The sequence below is a fragment of the Halopseudomonas sp. L-58 genome (assembly GCF_056859475.1).
Genome location: NZ_JBSXON010000035.1, coordinates 1 through 15,496, shown reverse-complemented (window position 1 = coordinate 15,496; position 15,496 = coordinate 1). Strand labels below are relative to the sequence as shown.

Sequence of the window (15,496 nt, the reverse complement as noted above, 5' to 3'; positions counted from 1 at the left end):
AAACCGCGAAACGGATGAATCAGGAGCGTTGACGCGCACGGTGCTGCTTGATGGCAGCGCCAATGGCGGCAACCACATCGGGGTCTACACTGGCTGGAGCAGCGCTCGCCTTCTTGCGCACCGGCTTCGGCGCGGGCAAGGCTTCAGGGAAATAACGCGACAGAATGACCGACATGATGCTGGTACAGGCAACCAGCAGAATAAGGAAACTGAAGACGGCCCCCATTCCGAGGAGCATCAGCTCAACGCCTTCAAGAACCAGGTTATTAGAATCCATTTTCTCTCCCGCAACTCTGGGCATGGTTAATCCATGCTGCTTATATAGCTGGCATAACGTCAGTGGGTGCTTGGCAGATCAGGCTGTCTCACGACAGTCCTCCCACACGAAAAAACGGCCTAATGTATCCTGATGTGACATTTTAGGCAATCAAAGCGACACACCCTGGAGAGAAAGACAATTGCACTAAAGCAGAAAGACCGTGGCAAGGCCGAGGAAGATAAAGAAGCCGCCGCTGTCTGTAATTGCGGTAATCAGTACGCTGGAGCCCAGCGCGGGATCTCCGCCCAGGCGCAGCCTTATAAGGGGAATGAATACCCCCATACAAGCCGCCAGCAGCATGTTCAGCGTCATCGCAGCCATCAGTACAACCGCCAGCGGCACGCTGCCGTAAAGCAGCAGAGCTATGGCAGCCAGCACCACACCCCAGAACAGGCCATTGATCAGGGCAACGCCTGCCTCCTTGCGCAGAAGACGACGCCCATGCGCAACCTGCACCTGGCCGGTGGCGATCCCGCGCACAATCATGGTGATGGTCTGATTGCCCGAGTTGCCGCCAATGCCCGCCACAATAGGCATCAGCGCCGCGAGGGCAACCAATTGTTCAATGGCGTTTTCGAACAGACCAATGACACGCGAGGCAATCAGCGCAGTACAGAGGTTTACCGCCAGCCAGGCCCAACGGTTACGGACCGACTTCCAGACCGATGCAAAGATATCTTCTTCTTCGCGCAGACCGGCAGCATTGAGCACCTCCGCTTCGCTCTCTTCCCGGATATAGTCGACCATCTCGTCGATGGTCAAACGCCCACAAAGCCGACCGAGATTGTCGACCACCGGCGCCGAGACCAAATCATAGCGCTCGAACGCCTGCGCCGCATCACCGGCGTCATCGGCCGGATCAAAGATCACCGGATCATCAGACATGACGTCGACAACCAGCGCATCCGGAGAACTGACCAGCAGCTTCTTGATCGGCAGCACGCCCTTGAGCAGACCTTCGGTATCGACTACGAACAACTTGTCGGTATGGTCTGGCAGCGCATCAAACCGACGCAGGTAGCGGCTGACCACCTCCAGGCTGACATCATCACGGATGGTGATCATGTCGAAGTCCATTAGCGCGCCGACCTGATCCTCATCATAGGACAGCGCCGACTTCAGGCGATCGCGCTGCTGCGCATCCAGACTGTCCATCAGCTCACGGACAACGTCGCGCGGAAGGTCAGGCGCCAGATCCGCCAATTCGTCCGCATCAAGGGTGTTGGCAGCCGCGATGATCTCGTGGCTATCCATGTCGGCGATCAGGGTTTCACGAACCGCGTCGGACACCTCGAGCAGAATGTCCCCATCGCGCTCGGCCTTGACCAGTTGCCAGACGGCCAGACGCTCATCCAGCGGCAAGGACTCAAGAATATAGGCAACGTCTGCCGGGTGCAGCTCATCAAGCTTGCGCTGCAGCTCGACCAGGTTCTGCTGGTGAACCAGATGCTCAACCAGCTCCTGATGCTGCCCCTCCTGCTTGTGCACCAGATCCTCGACCAGACGATGACGACTCAACAGCTGCTGCACCTGCTCGAGGCGATCCTGCAGGCTTTCCGGCGACTTTCTGTTGATATCCGACATGGCAAGGCTTCCTGACCCGCCCGCAGCGGGCGTTTACCAATCGACGCCTCCCGGCAGCAGGAGGCCACAGCGATATGAAAACAAAGCCTATCAGGCTTTGTCCCCGAGCTCAGCTCTACTTTCGTGACGGCAAAAAAAACCCACTGAAATCAGTGGGTTTTCTGTATGGCGCACTCGGGAGGATTCGAACCTCCGACCGCTCGGTTCGTAGCCGAGTACTCTATCCAGCTGAGCTACGAGTGCGTGTGGGGGCGAATTATAGGCTCTTTTCCTACATCGTCAAATATTTTCTTTTGAATTCAAAAGCTAACGTCTGACAAAGCCTGCAATTCATAAAATGGCGGAGAGGGCGGGATTCGAACCCGCGATACCCTTTTGAGGTATACTCCCTTAGCAGGGGAGCGCCTTCGGCCTCTCGGCCACCTCTCCGAACACGCGGGGAATATTACCCGCGCGATTTTATTATTGCAACGAAAAACTCAATAAAATTAGTTATTTGGTTCTTCGTCCTTTTCTTTCTGGATGCGCTGGTAAATTTCCTCGCGGTGAACCGCAACTTCTTTGGGCGCATTGACGCCGATACGTACCTGGTTGCCTTTGACACCCAGAACAGTCACGGTCACTTCATCCCCTACCATCAGGGTCTCACCGACCCGTCGAGTCAGAATCAGCATTCCATTTCTCCTTGCTAATGATCAGGACACAGCTCTGCAAAAAACCGGCTAAAAGCCTGACGCAACCCGGACAGCAGGCAACGCAGGCGGACACGGCAGCCAGAGACCGTGCCCTTGCAGCGGGCCGTATCAGGCAGCCCGCCTATCCTCGGCAATACCTGTCAGGCATCACTGGAGGCAGGAGCATCCAGCCCGAACGCGGTATGCAGCGAACGAACTGCCAGCTCAAGATACTTCTCATCAATAACGACCGAGACCTTGATCTCGGAGGTCGAAATCATCTGGATGTTGATTCCTTCCCTGGCCAGAGCCTCAAACATGCTGCTGGCGACACCTGCGTGCGAGCGCATGCCGACACCCACGATGGAAACCTTGGCGATCTTGTCATCCGCCGCCACTTCGCGTGCGCCGATCTCAGCCGCCACCTGCTTAAGGATAGCTTCTGCCTTACGGAACTCATTGCGATGTACGGTAAAAGTAAAGTCCGTGGTGTTATCCATCGACACGTTCTGCACGATCATGTCGACTTCGATATTAGCTGCGCTAACCGGACCGAGGATCTTGAAGGCGACGCCGGGGGTGTCCGGCACGCCGCGAATGGTCAGCTTGGCTTCGTCACGATTGAACGCAATACCGGAGATGACGGGTTGTTCCATTGATACGTTGTCCTCAAGGGTAATAAGGGTGCCAGGGCCTTCTTTAAAACTGTGCAGCACTCGAAGCGGCACTGCGTACTTGCCGGCGAACTCGACCGAACGAATCTGCAAAACCTTCGATCCGAGGCTGGCCATTTCCAGCATCTCTTCAAAGGTAATGCGATCCAGACGCCGGGCGCACTCTACGACCCGCGGATCGGTAGTGTAGACACCATCTACATCAGTATAGATCTGACACTCATCGGCCTTGAGCGCAGCCGCCAGGGCAACCCCGGTGGTATCGGACCCGCCACGCCCCAATGTGGTAATCGCACCGGTCTCATCTGCACCCTGGAAACCGGCAACGATGACAACGCGACCTGCAGCCAACTCGGCACGCATGCGTGCATCATCAATCTGCTGGATACGCGCCTTGCCGTGTGCACTGTCTGTCAGGATACGCACCTGCGGGCCAGTCATTGAGACCGCTTCCACACCGATCGCCTTCAGCGCCATGGCCAACAGACCAATGGTGACCTGCTCACCGGTGGAAACGATCACGTCCATCTCGCGCGGATCCGGATCAGCCTGAATCTGTTTGGCCAGATCGATCAAACGATTGGTTTCACCACTCATGGCGGATACCACCACAACCAGATCGTCGCCACGCTCCTTGAAGCCCTTGATTTTCTCGGCGACCTGCTGGATTCGCTCCACGCTGCCGACCGAGGTACCACCAAACTTCTGGACAATAAGCGCCATTTTGCTACGTCTATCCTCACCCAGAGGCCGGTTCCCCGACCATTGCACCAGCGCTCAGCCGAGCGCTGCCCTTATTGCTGCCCGACCCAGCTGACGGCGTCGACAAGGGCCTGATCCAGTGCCGCGACATCAGTGCCACCGCCCTGCGCCATGTCCGGGCGTCCACCGCCCTTGCCGCCGACTGCCTGCGCCGTGGTACGAATCCAGTCACCCGCCTTGAGCTGGCTGGCCAGATCCTTGGTTACACCGGCGACCAGTACGACCTTGCCGTCGCTCTCGCCGCCCAGCAGGATCGCCGCCGAACCGAGCTTGTTCTTCAGCTGGTCTACCAGCGCCATAAGCCCCTTACCGTCCTGACCGTCAACCCGCTGAACCAGCACCGTGCGACCGCCAATCTGTTGCGCTGCGGCTGCCAGATCCGAGCCCGCTGCGCTGGCAGCCTTGGCCTTGAGCTGATCAACTTCCTTTTCCAGCTGGCGACTGCGCTCTACCAGCGCCGCCAGCTTATCGAGCATATTGTCGCGACTGCCCTTCACGGTAGCAGCTGCTTCGCGCAACCGCTCCTCGGTATCGGCAATCCAGGCCAGCGCACCGGTACCAGTCACCGCTTCAATGCGACGCACGCCAGAGGCAATACCGCTTTCTGCGGTGATCTTGAACAGACCGATATCACCCGTGCGCGATACATGGGTGCCACCGCACAGCTCGACGGAGAAGCCGTTACCCATGGTCAGTACGCGCACCTGGTCACCATACTTCTCGCCGAACAGCGCCATCGCGCCCTTGTTTTTGGCCGACTCAATATCAGTGACTTCCACACCAACGACGGAGTTCAGGCGAATCTGCTCGTTGACCCGGTCTTCCAGAGCGCGCAGCTGCTCGGGCTTGATCGCTTCATAGTGACTGAAGTCGAAGCGCAGGCGCTGACTGTCGACCAGCGACCCTTTCTGCTGAACGTGATCACCCAGCACCTCGCGCAGCGCAGCATGCAGCAGGTGAGTTGCCGAGTGATTCAGTGCGGTGGCCTGGCGTACGCCGGCGTCGACCGTGGCTTGCACCTCTTCGCCGACACGCAGAGTGCCTTGCTGAACGATGACATGGTGCAGATGGGCATTACCCGCCTTGGTGGTATCCGACACCTCGGCGCGCAGGCCGGGGGCCGACAGATAACCGGTGTCACCAACCTGGCCACCGGATTCGGCGTAGAACGGGGTCTGATTCAGCACGACCACACCGTTATCGCCCTCGTTCAGCACCTCGACCGGCTCGCCGTCGCGGAACAGCGCCACAACAGTGCCCTGCCCTTCGGTACCTTCGTAGCCCTGGAAACGGGTTTCGATATCCACCTTGACCAGGGCGTTGTAATCCAGCCCGAACTGGCTGGCGGAACGCGCGCGCTCGCGCTGCGCTTCCATCGCTGCCTCAAAGCCGGCCTCATCGATGGTCAGATCGCGCTCACGGGCGATATCACCGGTCAGGTCAACCGGAAAGCCGTAGGTATCGTACAGCTTGAACACAACATCGCCGGGGATCTCGCTGCCTTTCAGCTCGGCCAGATCCTGCTCGAGGATGCGCAGGCCCTGATCCAGAGTCTTGGCGAACTGTTCCTCCTCGGTCTTGAGCACCCGTTCGATATGCGCCTGCTGGGTCTTGAGTTCAGGGAACGCCTCACCCATCTCGGCAACCAGCGCCGCAACGATCTTGTGGAAGAACACGCCCTTGGCGCCCAGCTTGTTGCCGTGACGGCAGGCGCGACGGATGATGCGGCGCAGCACATAGCCACGACCTTCGTTGGACGGCAGTACGCCGTCGGCAATCAAAAAGCTGCAGGAACGAATATGGTCTGCCACTACTTTCAGTGACGCGGCATTATCCTGCGGGCAGCCGATAGCTTCGGCCGCAGCAGCCAGCAGGTTCTGGAACAGATCAATCTCGTAGTTGGCATGCACGTGCTGCATGACCGCGCTGATGCGCTCCAGCCCCATGCCGGTGTCAACGCTCGGCGCCGGTAGCGGGTGCAACTCACCGTCGGCGGTGCGATTGAACTGCATGAAGACGTTGTTCCAGATTTCGATATAACGATCACCGTCCTCTTCCGGCGAGCCCGGCGGGCCACCCCAGATATCGGCGCCATGGTCGTAGAAAATCTCGGTGCAGGGACCGCAGGGTCCGGTATCCCCCATCGCCCAGAAGTTGTCGGACGCGTAGGGCGCGCCCTTGTTGTCGCCAATACGCACCATGCGCTCGGCCGGCACGCCAACTTCCTTTGTCCAGATATCGTAGGCTTCGTCATCGCTGGCGTAGACCGTGACCCAGAGCTTTTCCTGCGGCAGGTTCAGCCACTTGTCCGAGGTCAGAAACTCCCAGGCGTAATGAATGGCGTCACGCTTGAAGTAATCGCCAAAGCTGAAGTTACCGAGCATCTCAAAGAACGTGTGGTGACGCGCGGTATAGCCGACGTTCTCCAGGTCGTTGTGCTTGCCACCTGCACGCACACACTTCTGGCTGCTCGTGGCGCGGGTGTAGGCGCGCTTCTCAAGCCCGAGGAAGCAGTCCTTGAACTGGTTCATGCCGGCGTTAGTGAACAGCAGCGTGGGATCGTTTGCCGGGATCAGCGAGCTGGAGGCAACGCGGGTGTGGCCCTTTTCTTCAAAGAAACGGAGGAAGGATTCACGGATGTCTGCGCTTTTCATAATTCCCTTACCAGAGACGGGTCGGCCAGCTGAACGTCGGGAGCATGTCGCGATCTGCGCCGCGTGGAGAGGTTGCCCCGAAAAGAGCGCGCAATCTGGCAAAGAGCCGCATTATATAGGCATCAGAGCGCACTATGCATTAACTGCTCCGTTGATATTCACTATGGCAACCATAGATTTCGACCCGCCGCAGGGCCAGCCAGTTCAACAACGGAGCGTGACGGGCAGGCCGGCGCCAGCTCAGCCTGTCAGCGAAACCGCTCTGACCAGCGTGCCTGCACGCAGCTTGAGTCGCTCGGCGGACTCGGCAGCAACCACCAGCGTTCCGGCTGCCACCCTGGCTGGCGCGGAAATCATGCGGCAGTTTTCCCGCCCCCGATTGGAAACAAGATAGGGTTGCGCCTCATCTCCCGGCGTACCGATCGCCAACAGCAGAGTGCGGCTGTCGCGGATAGCACGAATCTGGCCGCGCTGCGCTTCCAGCGTAGCGCCACCGTCAAAAATGTCGATGTAGCCCTGATAGCGCATGCCCTCTTCTTCCAGCACCAGCCGACCAGCCTCCGAATCAGGATGCACCTGGCCAATCGCATCACGGGCAGCCTGACTGAGAAAGCAGGCATAGAGCGGAAATTTGGGCATCATTTCGGCAATAAAGGCCTTGTTGCCGATACCGGTCAGGTAGTCGGCACGGGCAAAATCCATCCGGAAGAAGTGCTGCCCCAGGCTGTCCCAGAAGGGTGATCGCTCATCGGCGTCGGAAACGCCGCGCATCTCGACTACCACGCGCTCGGAGAACTCCTGTGGCGCATCTGCCATAAACATGAAGCGCGCCTTGGATAGCAGCCGCGGGAAGTCACCGCAGCGAAATTCCGGCACCAGAAAGTAGGAGCACAGCGCCGTCGCGCCGGTCAGGTCATTGACCAGGAACAGCGTCGGATGCTGCCGATACACGCCCAACTCGCTGCTGGCTGCGACAGTCAGCCCCATCCGGTAGCTGTACCAGGGCTCGCGCAGACCGGCCGCACCCAGCATGCCACTGGACCCGACAATACGGCCGTCCGGGCCTTCCATGACCAGCAGATAATCGGCATCGGCCTGCATCGCGGCACCGGCGAAACTGCGCTCGATCTGAAGCAGCCGCTCATGCAGCTTTTCTTCGCTGGCAGGCAGAGAGGTCAGGCCGCCTCCGGCACTGGTTGCCAGCGCCACTAGCCCTTCAAGATCCTGCTGACAGGCTGCTCTTACCAGCATTTCAACCTCCCCTGACCAGGCGCAGCTGATCGCCAGTGGCCACCTTGAGTGCCTGCGCCGTCAATGCCGACAGAACAACCGGCGCGCCCGGCTGCCAATCCATATGCAGGGCACAGGCACGGAAATCGCCTACCCTGGTATTGGCAACCAGCCACAAGGTGTCTCCCTCTTGCGGCTCACCAAGCTCAACGACCGCCAGCTCGCTGTGACGCACGGTCTTGAGCAACGCCGTCTTTGCATGCACGACCGGGCCGCCATCGAAGATGTCAACGTAGTTGTCGGTCTCGAAACCTTCGTCCATGAGGATGTCGAACACATCCTGAACGGATGGATTCACCTGCCCTATCACTTCCTGCGCCTCGTCCGACAGCATGGGCACATAGATCGGATAGCCCGGCATCAGCTCCGCCAGATAGCCCCGCCCGCGCTCGCTGCCGATGCGCTCGGCCTCGGCATAGCTGACAGCAAAGAAGTGGCGGCCGACAGCGTCCCAGAACGGCGCGTGACCTTGCTCATCACTGATGCCAACCACCTCTACCGAGGTCGACTCGGCAAACCGCTGCGGATGACTGGCCATGAACAGCAGGCGCCCGCGCGCGTTGAGTTCCATTACGTCGGGCTGATGGTATTCGTCAGACAGGTGATACCCCACCAGCAGACTGTGCCCGGTCAGGTCATGACAAAGCGACAAGACATGGATGCGGTTGTGCAGCCCCAGCTCGCGCGAGGCATGCACAAACATTTCGTTGCGGAACGTGTAGAACGGCGAGCGGAAACCGGACGCGGCAATAATGCCGCTGCACCCGGCCAGCACACCGGTTTCGGTGTCTTCAAGCACGAAGAAGTAGCGCTCCTCGCCGCTGAAAACAACGCCCTCGGCCATGGATGCTTCGGATGCGCCAAGGATTTCAGCCAGACGCTCGCGACTGGCGGGCAACGCACTCACCCCAACCGGGCTGGCCGCCGCCAGGCGTTCAATCTGAGGCAGGTCCGCAGCCCTGCCCAAGCGCAGCATCAGCATCCACTTACCTCCCGAGGTCTAGCCGACCATCCGCCGCAGAGCAGCACGCAAGCGTGCCATGCCTTCGGCCATATCCGCTTCGTCGATAATCAGGCTCGGCGCCAGACGCACTACATCCGGACCAGCCTGTAGCACCAGTACACCCTCTTCCTGCGCCAGCGCCTGAACATCCTTGGCCCTGCCCTTGAAGCCGTCGCTCATCACCGCGCCCAGCAGCAGACCGCTGCCGCGCACCGACGAAAACACGCCAAATTCACGCCCCATTGCCTCAAGCTCGCCACGCAGGCGCTCATGACGCTGCTCGACACCACCGAGCACCTCAGGGGTATTGACGATATCGAGCACCCGCTCAGCAACCGCGCAGGCCAGCGGGTTACCGCCGTAGGTGCTGCCATGGGTACCGACCGCAAAATGCTCGGCGATGGCCGAGGTAGTCAGCATCGCCGAAATCGGGAAGCCGCCGCCGAGACTCTTGGCGCTGGTCAGAATGTCGGGCACCACGCCGCTGTGCATGTAGGCAAACAGCTTGCCGGTGCGCCCCATGCCGCTCTGCACCTCGTCAAACACCAGCAGCGCGTTGTGCTTGTCACACAGCGCGCGCACGGCCTGCAGATACTCGGCACTGGCCGGAATCACACCACCCTCGCCCTGCACCGGCTCAAGCACCACGGCGCAGGTCGCATCAGACATGGCGGCTTCCAGCGCCGCAATGTCCTGGTACGGCACATGGCTGATACCACCCATCGCCGGACCGAAACCTTCGGAGTACTTGGGCTGGCCACCGACGCTGACGGTAAACAGCGAGCGCCCGTGGAAGCTGTTGGTACAGGCGATAATCTGATGCTTCTGCGCGCCGCCGGTATTGTGCCCCCAGCGACGCGCCAGCTTGAACGCGGCCTCGTTGGCCTCGGCACCGGAGTTGGCGAAGAACACCCGCTCGGCAAACGTCGCCTGCACCAGCTTGTCAGCCAGGCGCAGCGCCGGCTCATTGGTCATGATATTGGAGACGTGCCACAGCTTGTGCGCCTGCTCGGTCAGCGCCTCGATCATCGCCGGATGCGCATGCCCCAGCGCGTTGACCGCGATGCCACCGGCCAGGTCGACGTATTCTCGGTCCTGCTGATCCCAAAGGCGCGAGCCCGCGCCGCGAACCGGAACCATATTCACCGGTGCGTAATTGGGAACCATCACCCGATCAAAATCGGACCGACCGACCGTTGCTGACACTGTCATCTCCTTTCTCTTCAATGGCGCCCCAACCGGGTGCGCATAAATATGAATCCGCCGGCGGCGAACTCAGTTGTCTTTGGCTGCCCCCTCGGCAGCCTGCTGCGCGCGCCGCTGGTTACGATCTTCCCGCGGTGTGACGCCGAAACAATTACGATAGGCACTGGAAAAATGCGGCCCGGACGAAAAGCCGCAGGACAACCCTATCTGAATGATGGATTTGCTGGTCTGCAGCAACATCTGGCGCGCCCGGTTCAGGCGCAGCTCAAGGTAATACTGCGACGGTACGCTATTAAGATACTGCTTGAAAATCCGCTCCAGCTGGCGCCGTGATACGCAGACGTGACGCGCAATTTCGTCAGTCGTCAGCGGCTCTTCAATATTCGACTCCATGAGGATCACGGCTTGCGTCAGCTTCGGATGACTGCTGCCCAGCCTATTGCGCAACGGCATGCGCTGACGCTCGCTGCCATCGCGCGTCCGCTCGATTACCAGGTCCTCCGCAACCAGCGCTGCCAGATCCTGCCCCTGCTCCTGCGCGACAATGGCCAACAGAAGATCGGTGCCGGCCTGCCCGCCGCTGCTGGAGCAGACCTGAGCTTCACGCGTAAACAACTGGGTGATTGCCTCAACCGCGGGGAAACGCTCACGAAACTCGTCAACCATTCGCCAATGAACCGCGCATTGCCCGCCGTCAAGCAATCCAGAGGCGGCCAGCGCCGCAACACCGCCCTCCAGACCGCCAATCAGCACACCCTCGGACTGCCATTGCTGCAGCCGTGGCGCCAGCCAGTCGGGCAACTGATCGGACGCCGACAGATGTTCAGCCACCAGCCACAGCTGGGCGAAGCCGGGTGCACACTGCTCAAGGGGAGAGGGCTGGAGCAGCAGACCATCTGCAGCGCGCATTGACTGCTCATCCAAGGTGCAGCATTCAATCTGGTAGCACAGTTCCTCAGCCATACGATTGGCCGACAGCAGGACCGACAGTGCCGGCATCAGACAGCCGGGGTGGGTACCGGGCAGGAGCACGAAGACAACCCGGCGCAGCTCAGTGGCCATGATTACCCATCTCGTGCAGCAGCTCGCTCAGAAGCGTCACCGGACGTATTCCGTCTCAACATTAAAACCCGCATTGTGCCACAAGGGTTTGTACCGCACACCGTAACAGTAGCGTTAAATCTGCAACAAAAAAGGCGCCTGTCCCAAAGGGCAGGCGCCTTTCCCCGCAGGGCCGCTTGCGCGGCCCCGCAGATCAGCCGCGATAGGCTTCGAACAGGCCGGTTGCACCCATGCCACCGCCAACACACATGGTGACGATGCCATAGCGCTTGCCGCGACGCTGCAGTTCGCGGACCAGATGGCCGACCTGACGGGAGCCGGTCATGCCGAACGGGTGACCGATGGAGATGGAACCGCCGTTGACGTTGTACTTCTCGTTATCGATCTTCAGGAAGTCACGGGCGTACAGGCACTGGGAAGCAAAGGCTTCGTTCAGCTCCCACAGATCGATATCGTCAACAGTCAGGCCACGGGCTTTCAGCAGCTTCGGCACCGAGTAGACCGGGCCGATGCCCATTTCGTCAGGCTGGCAGCCGGCAACGGTGAAGCCACGGAAGTAAGCCAGCGGCTTCAGACCCAGTTCCAGTGCCTTGTCCAGACTCATGACCAGCGTCATGGAAGCACCGTCGGACAGCTGCGAAGCGTTACCGGCAGTCACGGAACCGTCTTCGGCGAAGACCGGCTTCAGGCTGTTCAGGCCTTCGATGGTCGTGTCCGGGCGATTGCAGTCGTCGGCATCAACAACGCCATCAACGATGCTAATTTCACCGGTGGCCTTGTCCTGAACCTGATATTTGACCGCCATAGGTACGATTTCGTCATCGAACAGACCTTCAGCCTGGGCACGGGCAGTACGCTGCTGGCTCTGCAGCGCGTAGGCGTCCTGCTGCTCGCGGGTCACGTTGTAGCGGCGCGCAACGATTTCGGCGGTCTGACCCATCGGGTAGTAGATGCCCGGGAAGTCTTTTTCCAGAATCGGGTTCACAAAGTGATCGGTATTGCGGCTCTTGGCGGTCAGAGTGATGGACTCAACACCACCGGCAACGATGGCATCGGAACAACCGGATGCAACCTGGTTAGCCGCGATGGCGATAGCCTGCAGGCCGGAGGAGCAATAGCGGTTCAGGGTCATACCGGCAACGTCGATACCCATTTTGGACAGAACAGCAACGTTACGACCGATGTTGTGACCCTGAGCACCTTCGTTGGAACCTGCACCCACAATGCAGTCGTCGATCATCTTCGGATCAACACCAGTGCGCTCCAGCAGGGCATTGACGCAGTGGGCAGCCATGTCATCCGGGCGGGTCATGTTGAATTTGCCACGGAAGGACTTGGCCAGGCCAGTTCGTACACTGTCGACGATTACGACTTCACGCATTGCGATACCCTCATTTCTTGCCGATGGATTGGGACGACCCAGCCGTCCGGAGGCCGACAAGAATAAAGGCGTCACAACGCAGGGTAAACACAATAGGCAGGCGTGATAAAACGCTATTTGGCAGCGAACACCCGTCAGCAGCTGGCGATCAGGCGCCATACTGCTGACAGATGCCGCATTGCAGGGCCCGAATCAGCCGGCTTGCAGGCGCTTGGCAGCGAGGCGGAACATCTCGTCGTAGATCACCTGCGGATTGGCGCGTTTCTGCTCCAGCGCCAGACGACCACGCTCATGCGGCAGGATCATGAACTGATCAGCCTCACTTTCACGGTAGGTAATGTCAGCCACCTCGGCCGCGCTGATCGGCGAGTTCTGCAGCAGCTTGGCCATATCGTCGCGCGCTTTACTGTCAGGCCCATGATAGGACTCCAGCAGATTGGTCTGAAAGAAAGACGGACACACTACGCTGACCTTGATACCCAGCGGGTGCAACTCGGCCAGCAGGCTCTCCGACAGCGCCACAACGCCGGCCTTGGCGACGTTGTAATTACTCATACCCGGGGTCTGAATGTGCGCTGCCATGGAGGCGATATTGATGATCCGACCGTGACCCTGTTTCATGAAAACCGGCATGAATGCCTTGCAGCCCTTGACCACGCCCATCAGATTGATGCAGATCTGCGAATCCCAGTCCTCCAGCGACAGGTCCCAGAACATGCCGCCGGACGCAATGCCGGCGTTGTTGATCAGGACATCAACCCCCTGCATGCGCTCTTCGCAGCTTTGCTCCAGCGCAGCAAGCTGACTGAAATCACGCACATCGCAGCGCTGGGTGAACGCCCAGCCGCCGGCAGCCGTTGCCATTCGCCGCGTTTCTTCCAGCCCGGCGTCATTGATATCGGCGAGGGCCAGACGAGCCCCCTCACGCGCGTAGCGCAGCGCCAGTTCGCGACCCAGGCCACTGCCCGCACCGGTAATCACGACCCGCTGTCCTGTTGTTTGCATGTGTTCCCCTTATCTGTCACCAGACGGTGCTGATACGACTGTTCTTGTTGTTTTGTTACGGACTGTAAGTCTGTAGTTCGCAGTCTAGCGAGCGCACGGGGCTAGCGCGGCAAATAACACGGATAATAAAAGTCGTGAATGGACAGCTCTAGGGAAGCATTGATCCGCCGCGCCGGCTTTACTGGCGATCGCGGTAATTGCGCTGGTAGCGTTGTTCGCCCATTGCGCTGATCTGACCGTCGATCAGCGCCTCGAACGGAGCGAGCAGCCGATCGCGTTCAAATCCGGTGTGCAACAGCGACAACGCCTCGGCGCCGGCCTCGATGGTGGACAGCGCATCGGCACTGGGTGCCTTGCGCAGGCGATATCGGCTGCTCAGACCTGAAGCAAGCCGGACCTGCGGAAGCGATTGCAGAATGGGATTGAGATACAGCAACTTGCGCGCCTTGCGCCAGGTGCCGTCGAGCAGGATCAGGCGCCGCGGGCGCGTGTCGCGAGCAACACTCAGTTCACGGGCATCCGGACCGGGAAACAGCAGCTCATTGCGCCAGCCGGAATCACTCAGACGCCTGACCCAATCGGGATGATCCGCCAGTGACTCGGTGACCAGCAAGTGCGCATTAACCAGACCTGCAACCAGCAGGCGGGCGGTATTGAGGGCGTGGGAGGCTTCATCCGGATGCTGAATCACCAGCACCTGGGTATCGGGCCACAGCCTGGGAATCAGGTGACACAGACAGTGGCTGAGCGGACGCGCACAGGTCTTACAGCGCGGACGAGAACCTTGGGGCATCACGGGCTACCAGCATTACACGGCAGGCCATTATGCCCCAGTCAGCAACACCAGGCAGATCACTGGTTTTTCTTTTTGTGCGCATCGCGCCAGATGAACAGACCAACACCGCCCAGAAAGGCAACCATCAGACCGACAGTAATCACACCAGCAATGACCGCTTCATCAACGTACATAAGGCACCTCCTGCGTTTTCAATGACTGCAGGTTAAGCCTTACGACATGCGGGGTTATTGACACGGATCAATGGCAGGTGTTGCCACACTAGCAGCCTGTTGAAATTCGCCTACGGTCTGTCTGACTTTGCGGTGTAAGGTTTACGATATCGGCTCCAATCTGCCGGGAACCCCGATTTCCATGCGTGGAGCCGATATCACACAGGAATCCCTGTTCACAGTCGCCAAGCTCGATGACTTCGTGCCGGCGAGTCATCCCCTGCGCGCCATCCGCAAGCTGGCAGACACCGCTCTGCAGCGGATGAGCGCCCTGTTTGACACCTTGTATGCCGACACCGGTCGCGCCTCGATCGCCCCCGAGAAGCTGATGCGGGCACAGTTGCTGCAGTTGTTCTACTCGCTGCGCAGCGAGCGGATGCTCATGGAGCAACTGGGCTACAACCTGCTGTTCCGCTGGTTCGTCGGCTTGGCCATCGATGATCCGGTGTGGGATCACTCGGTCTTCTCGAAGAACCGTGACCGTCTCAATGCCCAAGCCGTGGCCACCGAATTTCTGAGCGAGGTGGTGCGCCTGGCAGAGAAGCAGGGGCTGATCTCGGGTGAGCATTTCTCGGTCGACGGCACATTGCTGCAAGCCTGGGCCTCTCAGAAGAGTTTCCGGCCCAAGGACGACTCTCCAGACGATCAAGGCCCCGGACCACGCAATGCCCAGCCGGACTTCAAGGGGCACAAGCGCAGCAACGACACCCACGCCTCGACCAGCGATCCGGATGCCCGGCTGTACCGAAAGAGCCACAACACCGGCGCGCAGCTGAGTTACATGGGGCATGTGCTGATGGAACACCGCAGTGGCCTGGTGCGCAGTGCTCATGTGACTCTGGCCGGTGGCCGTGGCGAACGCGAAGCCGCGCTG

Annotated in this window: 14 protein-coding genes and 2 tRNA genes; 1 reads left to right on the top strand and 15 read right to left on the bottom strand. The window is 59.8% G+C overall.

Annotated elements, in window-relative coordinates; genetic code table 11:
* Nucleotides 1-19: 19 nt before the first annotated feature.
* From AC13EY_RS03105 to ccoM, 15 genes are all read right to left on the bottom strand, one after another.
* Nucleotides 20-277: an OadG family protein gene (locus tag AC13EY_RS03105; protein WP_088276722.1), complete on the bottom strand. Its 258-nt coding sequence runs from the start codon at nt 275-277 to the stop codon at nt 20-22.
* 186 nt (nt 278-463) lie between these two features.
* Nucleotides 464-1,903 carry a magnesium transporter gene (gene mgtE, locus AC13EY_RS03100; RefSeq protein ID WP_482877583.1) on the bottom strand — a complete coding sequence of 480 codons (1,440 nt, stop codon included), beginning with the start codon at nt 1,901-1,903 and terminating at the stop codon, nt 464-466.
* A 166-nt stretch (nt 1,904-2,069) separates the two neighbouring features.
* Nucleotides 2,070-2,146 (bottom strand) — tRNA-Arg (locus tag AC13EY_RS03095).
* Between the two features lie 95 nt (nt 2,147-2,241).
* A tRNA-Ser gene (locus AC13EY_RS03090) sits at nt 2,242-2,332 on the bottom strand.
* A gap of 59 nt (nt 2,333-2,391) precedes the next feature.
* Nucleotides 2,392-2,577, bottom strand: coding sequence for a carbon storage regulator CsrA (gene csrA / locus AC13EY_RS03085; protein ID WP_083724804.1), 186 nt, complete (start codon nt 2,575-2,577; stop codon nt 2,392-2,394).
* A gap of 161 nt (nt 2,578-2,738) precedes the next feature.
* Entirely contained in the window at nt 2,739-3,974 is a 1,236-nt protein-coding gene (locus AC13EY_RS03080; protein WP_228247588.1) for an aspartate kinase, read from the bottom strand.
* A gap of 71 nt (nt 3,975-4,045) precedes the next feature.
* Nucleotides 4,046-6,667 (bottom strand): alanine--tRNA ligase, encoded by a 2,622-nt coding sequence (gene alaS / locus AC13EY_RS03075; protein WP_482877585.1) that lies wholly within the window; start codon nt 6,665-6,667, stop codon nt 4,046-4,048.
* Nucleotides 6,668-6,907: 240 nt separating this feature from the next.
* Nucleotides 6,908-7,918 (bottom strand): arginine N-succinyltransferase, encoded by a 1,011-nt coding sequence (gene astA, locus AC13EY_RS03070; RefSeq protein ID WP_088276731.1) that lies wholly within the window; start codon nt 7,916-7,918, stop codon nt 6,908-6,910.
* Nucleotide 7,919: 1 nt separating this feature from the next.
* Nucleotides 7,920-8,939, bottom strand: a complete 1,020-nt coding sequence (locus AC13EY_RS03065) for an arginine N-succinyltransferase (RefSeq protein WP_228247590.1) — start codon at nt 8,937-8,939, stop codon at nt 7,920-7,922.
* A gap of 18 nt (nt 8,940-8,957) precedes the next feature.
* On the bottom strand, nt 8,958-10,166 hold the full coding sequence (locus tag AC13EY_RS03060) for an aspartate aminotransferase family protein (RefSeq protein WP_373315042.1): 1,209 nt from the start codon (nt 10,164-10,166) through the stop codon (nt 8,958-8,960).
* Nucleotides 10,167-10,235: 69 nt separating this feature from the next.
* The gene (locus AC13EY_RS03055) at nt 10,236-11,228 is read right to left on the bottom strand and encodes a GlxA family transcriptional regulator (RefSeq protein WP_482877587.1); all 993 of its coding nucleotides are present in this window, start codon (nt 11,226-11,228) and stop codon (nt 10,236-10,238) included.
* A gap of 193 nt (nt 11,229-11,421) precedes the next feature.
* Nucleotides 11,422-12,609, bottom strand: a complete 1,188-nt coding sequence (locus tag AC13EY_RS03050; RefSeq protein ID WP_228247593.1) for a thiolase family protein — start codon at nt 12,607-12,609, stop codon at nt 11,422-11,424.
* Between the two features lie 192 nt (nt 12,610-12,801).
* Nucleotides 12,802-13,614, bottom strand: a complete 813-nt coding sequence (locus tag AC13EY_RS03045) for an SDR family oxidoreductase (protein WP_228247594.1) — start codon at nt 13,612-13,614, stop codon at nt 12,802-12,804.
* 178 nt (nt 13,615-13,792) lie between these two features.
* On the bottom strand, nt 13,793-14,407 hold the full coding sequence (locus AC13EY_RS03040; RefSeq protein ID WP_482877589.1) for a tRNA-uridine aminocarboxypropyltransferase: 615 nt from the start codon (nt 14,405-14,407) through the stop codon (nt 13,793-13,795).
* Nucleotides 14,408-14,466: 59 nt separating this feature from the next.
* Nucleotides 14,467-14,583: a cytochrome c oxidase subunit CcoM gene (gene ccoM / locus AC13EY_RS03035; protein ID WP_276530406.1), complete on the bottom strand. Its 117-nt coding sequence runs from the start codon at nt 14,581-14,583 to the stop codon at nt 14,467-14,469.
* A 181-nt stretch (nt 14,584-14,764) separates the two neighbouring features.
* Here ccoM and AC13EY_RS03030 point away from each other — a divergent pair.
* Nucleotides 14,765-15,496 (top strand): IS5 family transposase (locus tag AC13EY_RS03030; protein ID WP_482890395.1); only part of this gene is annotated, 732 nt, incomplete at its 3' end.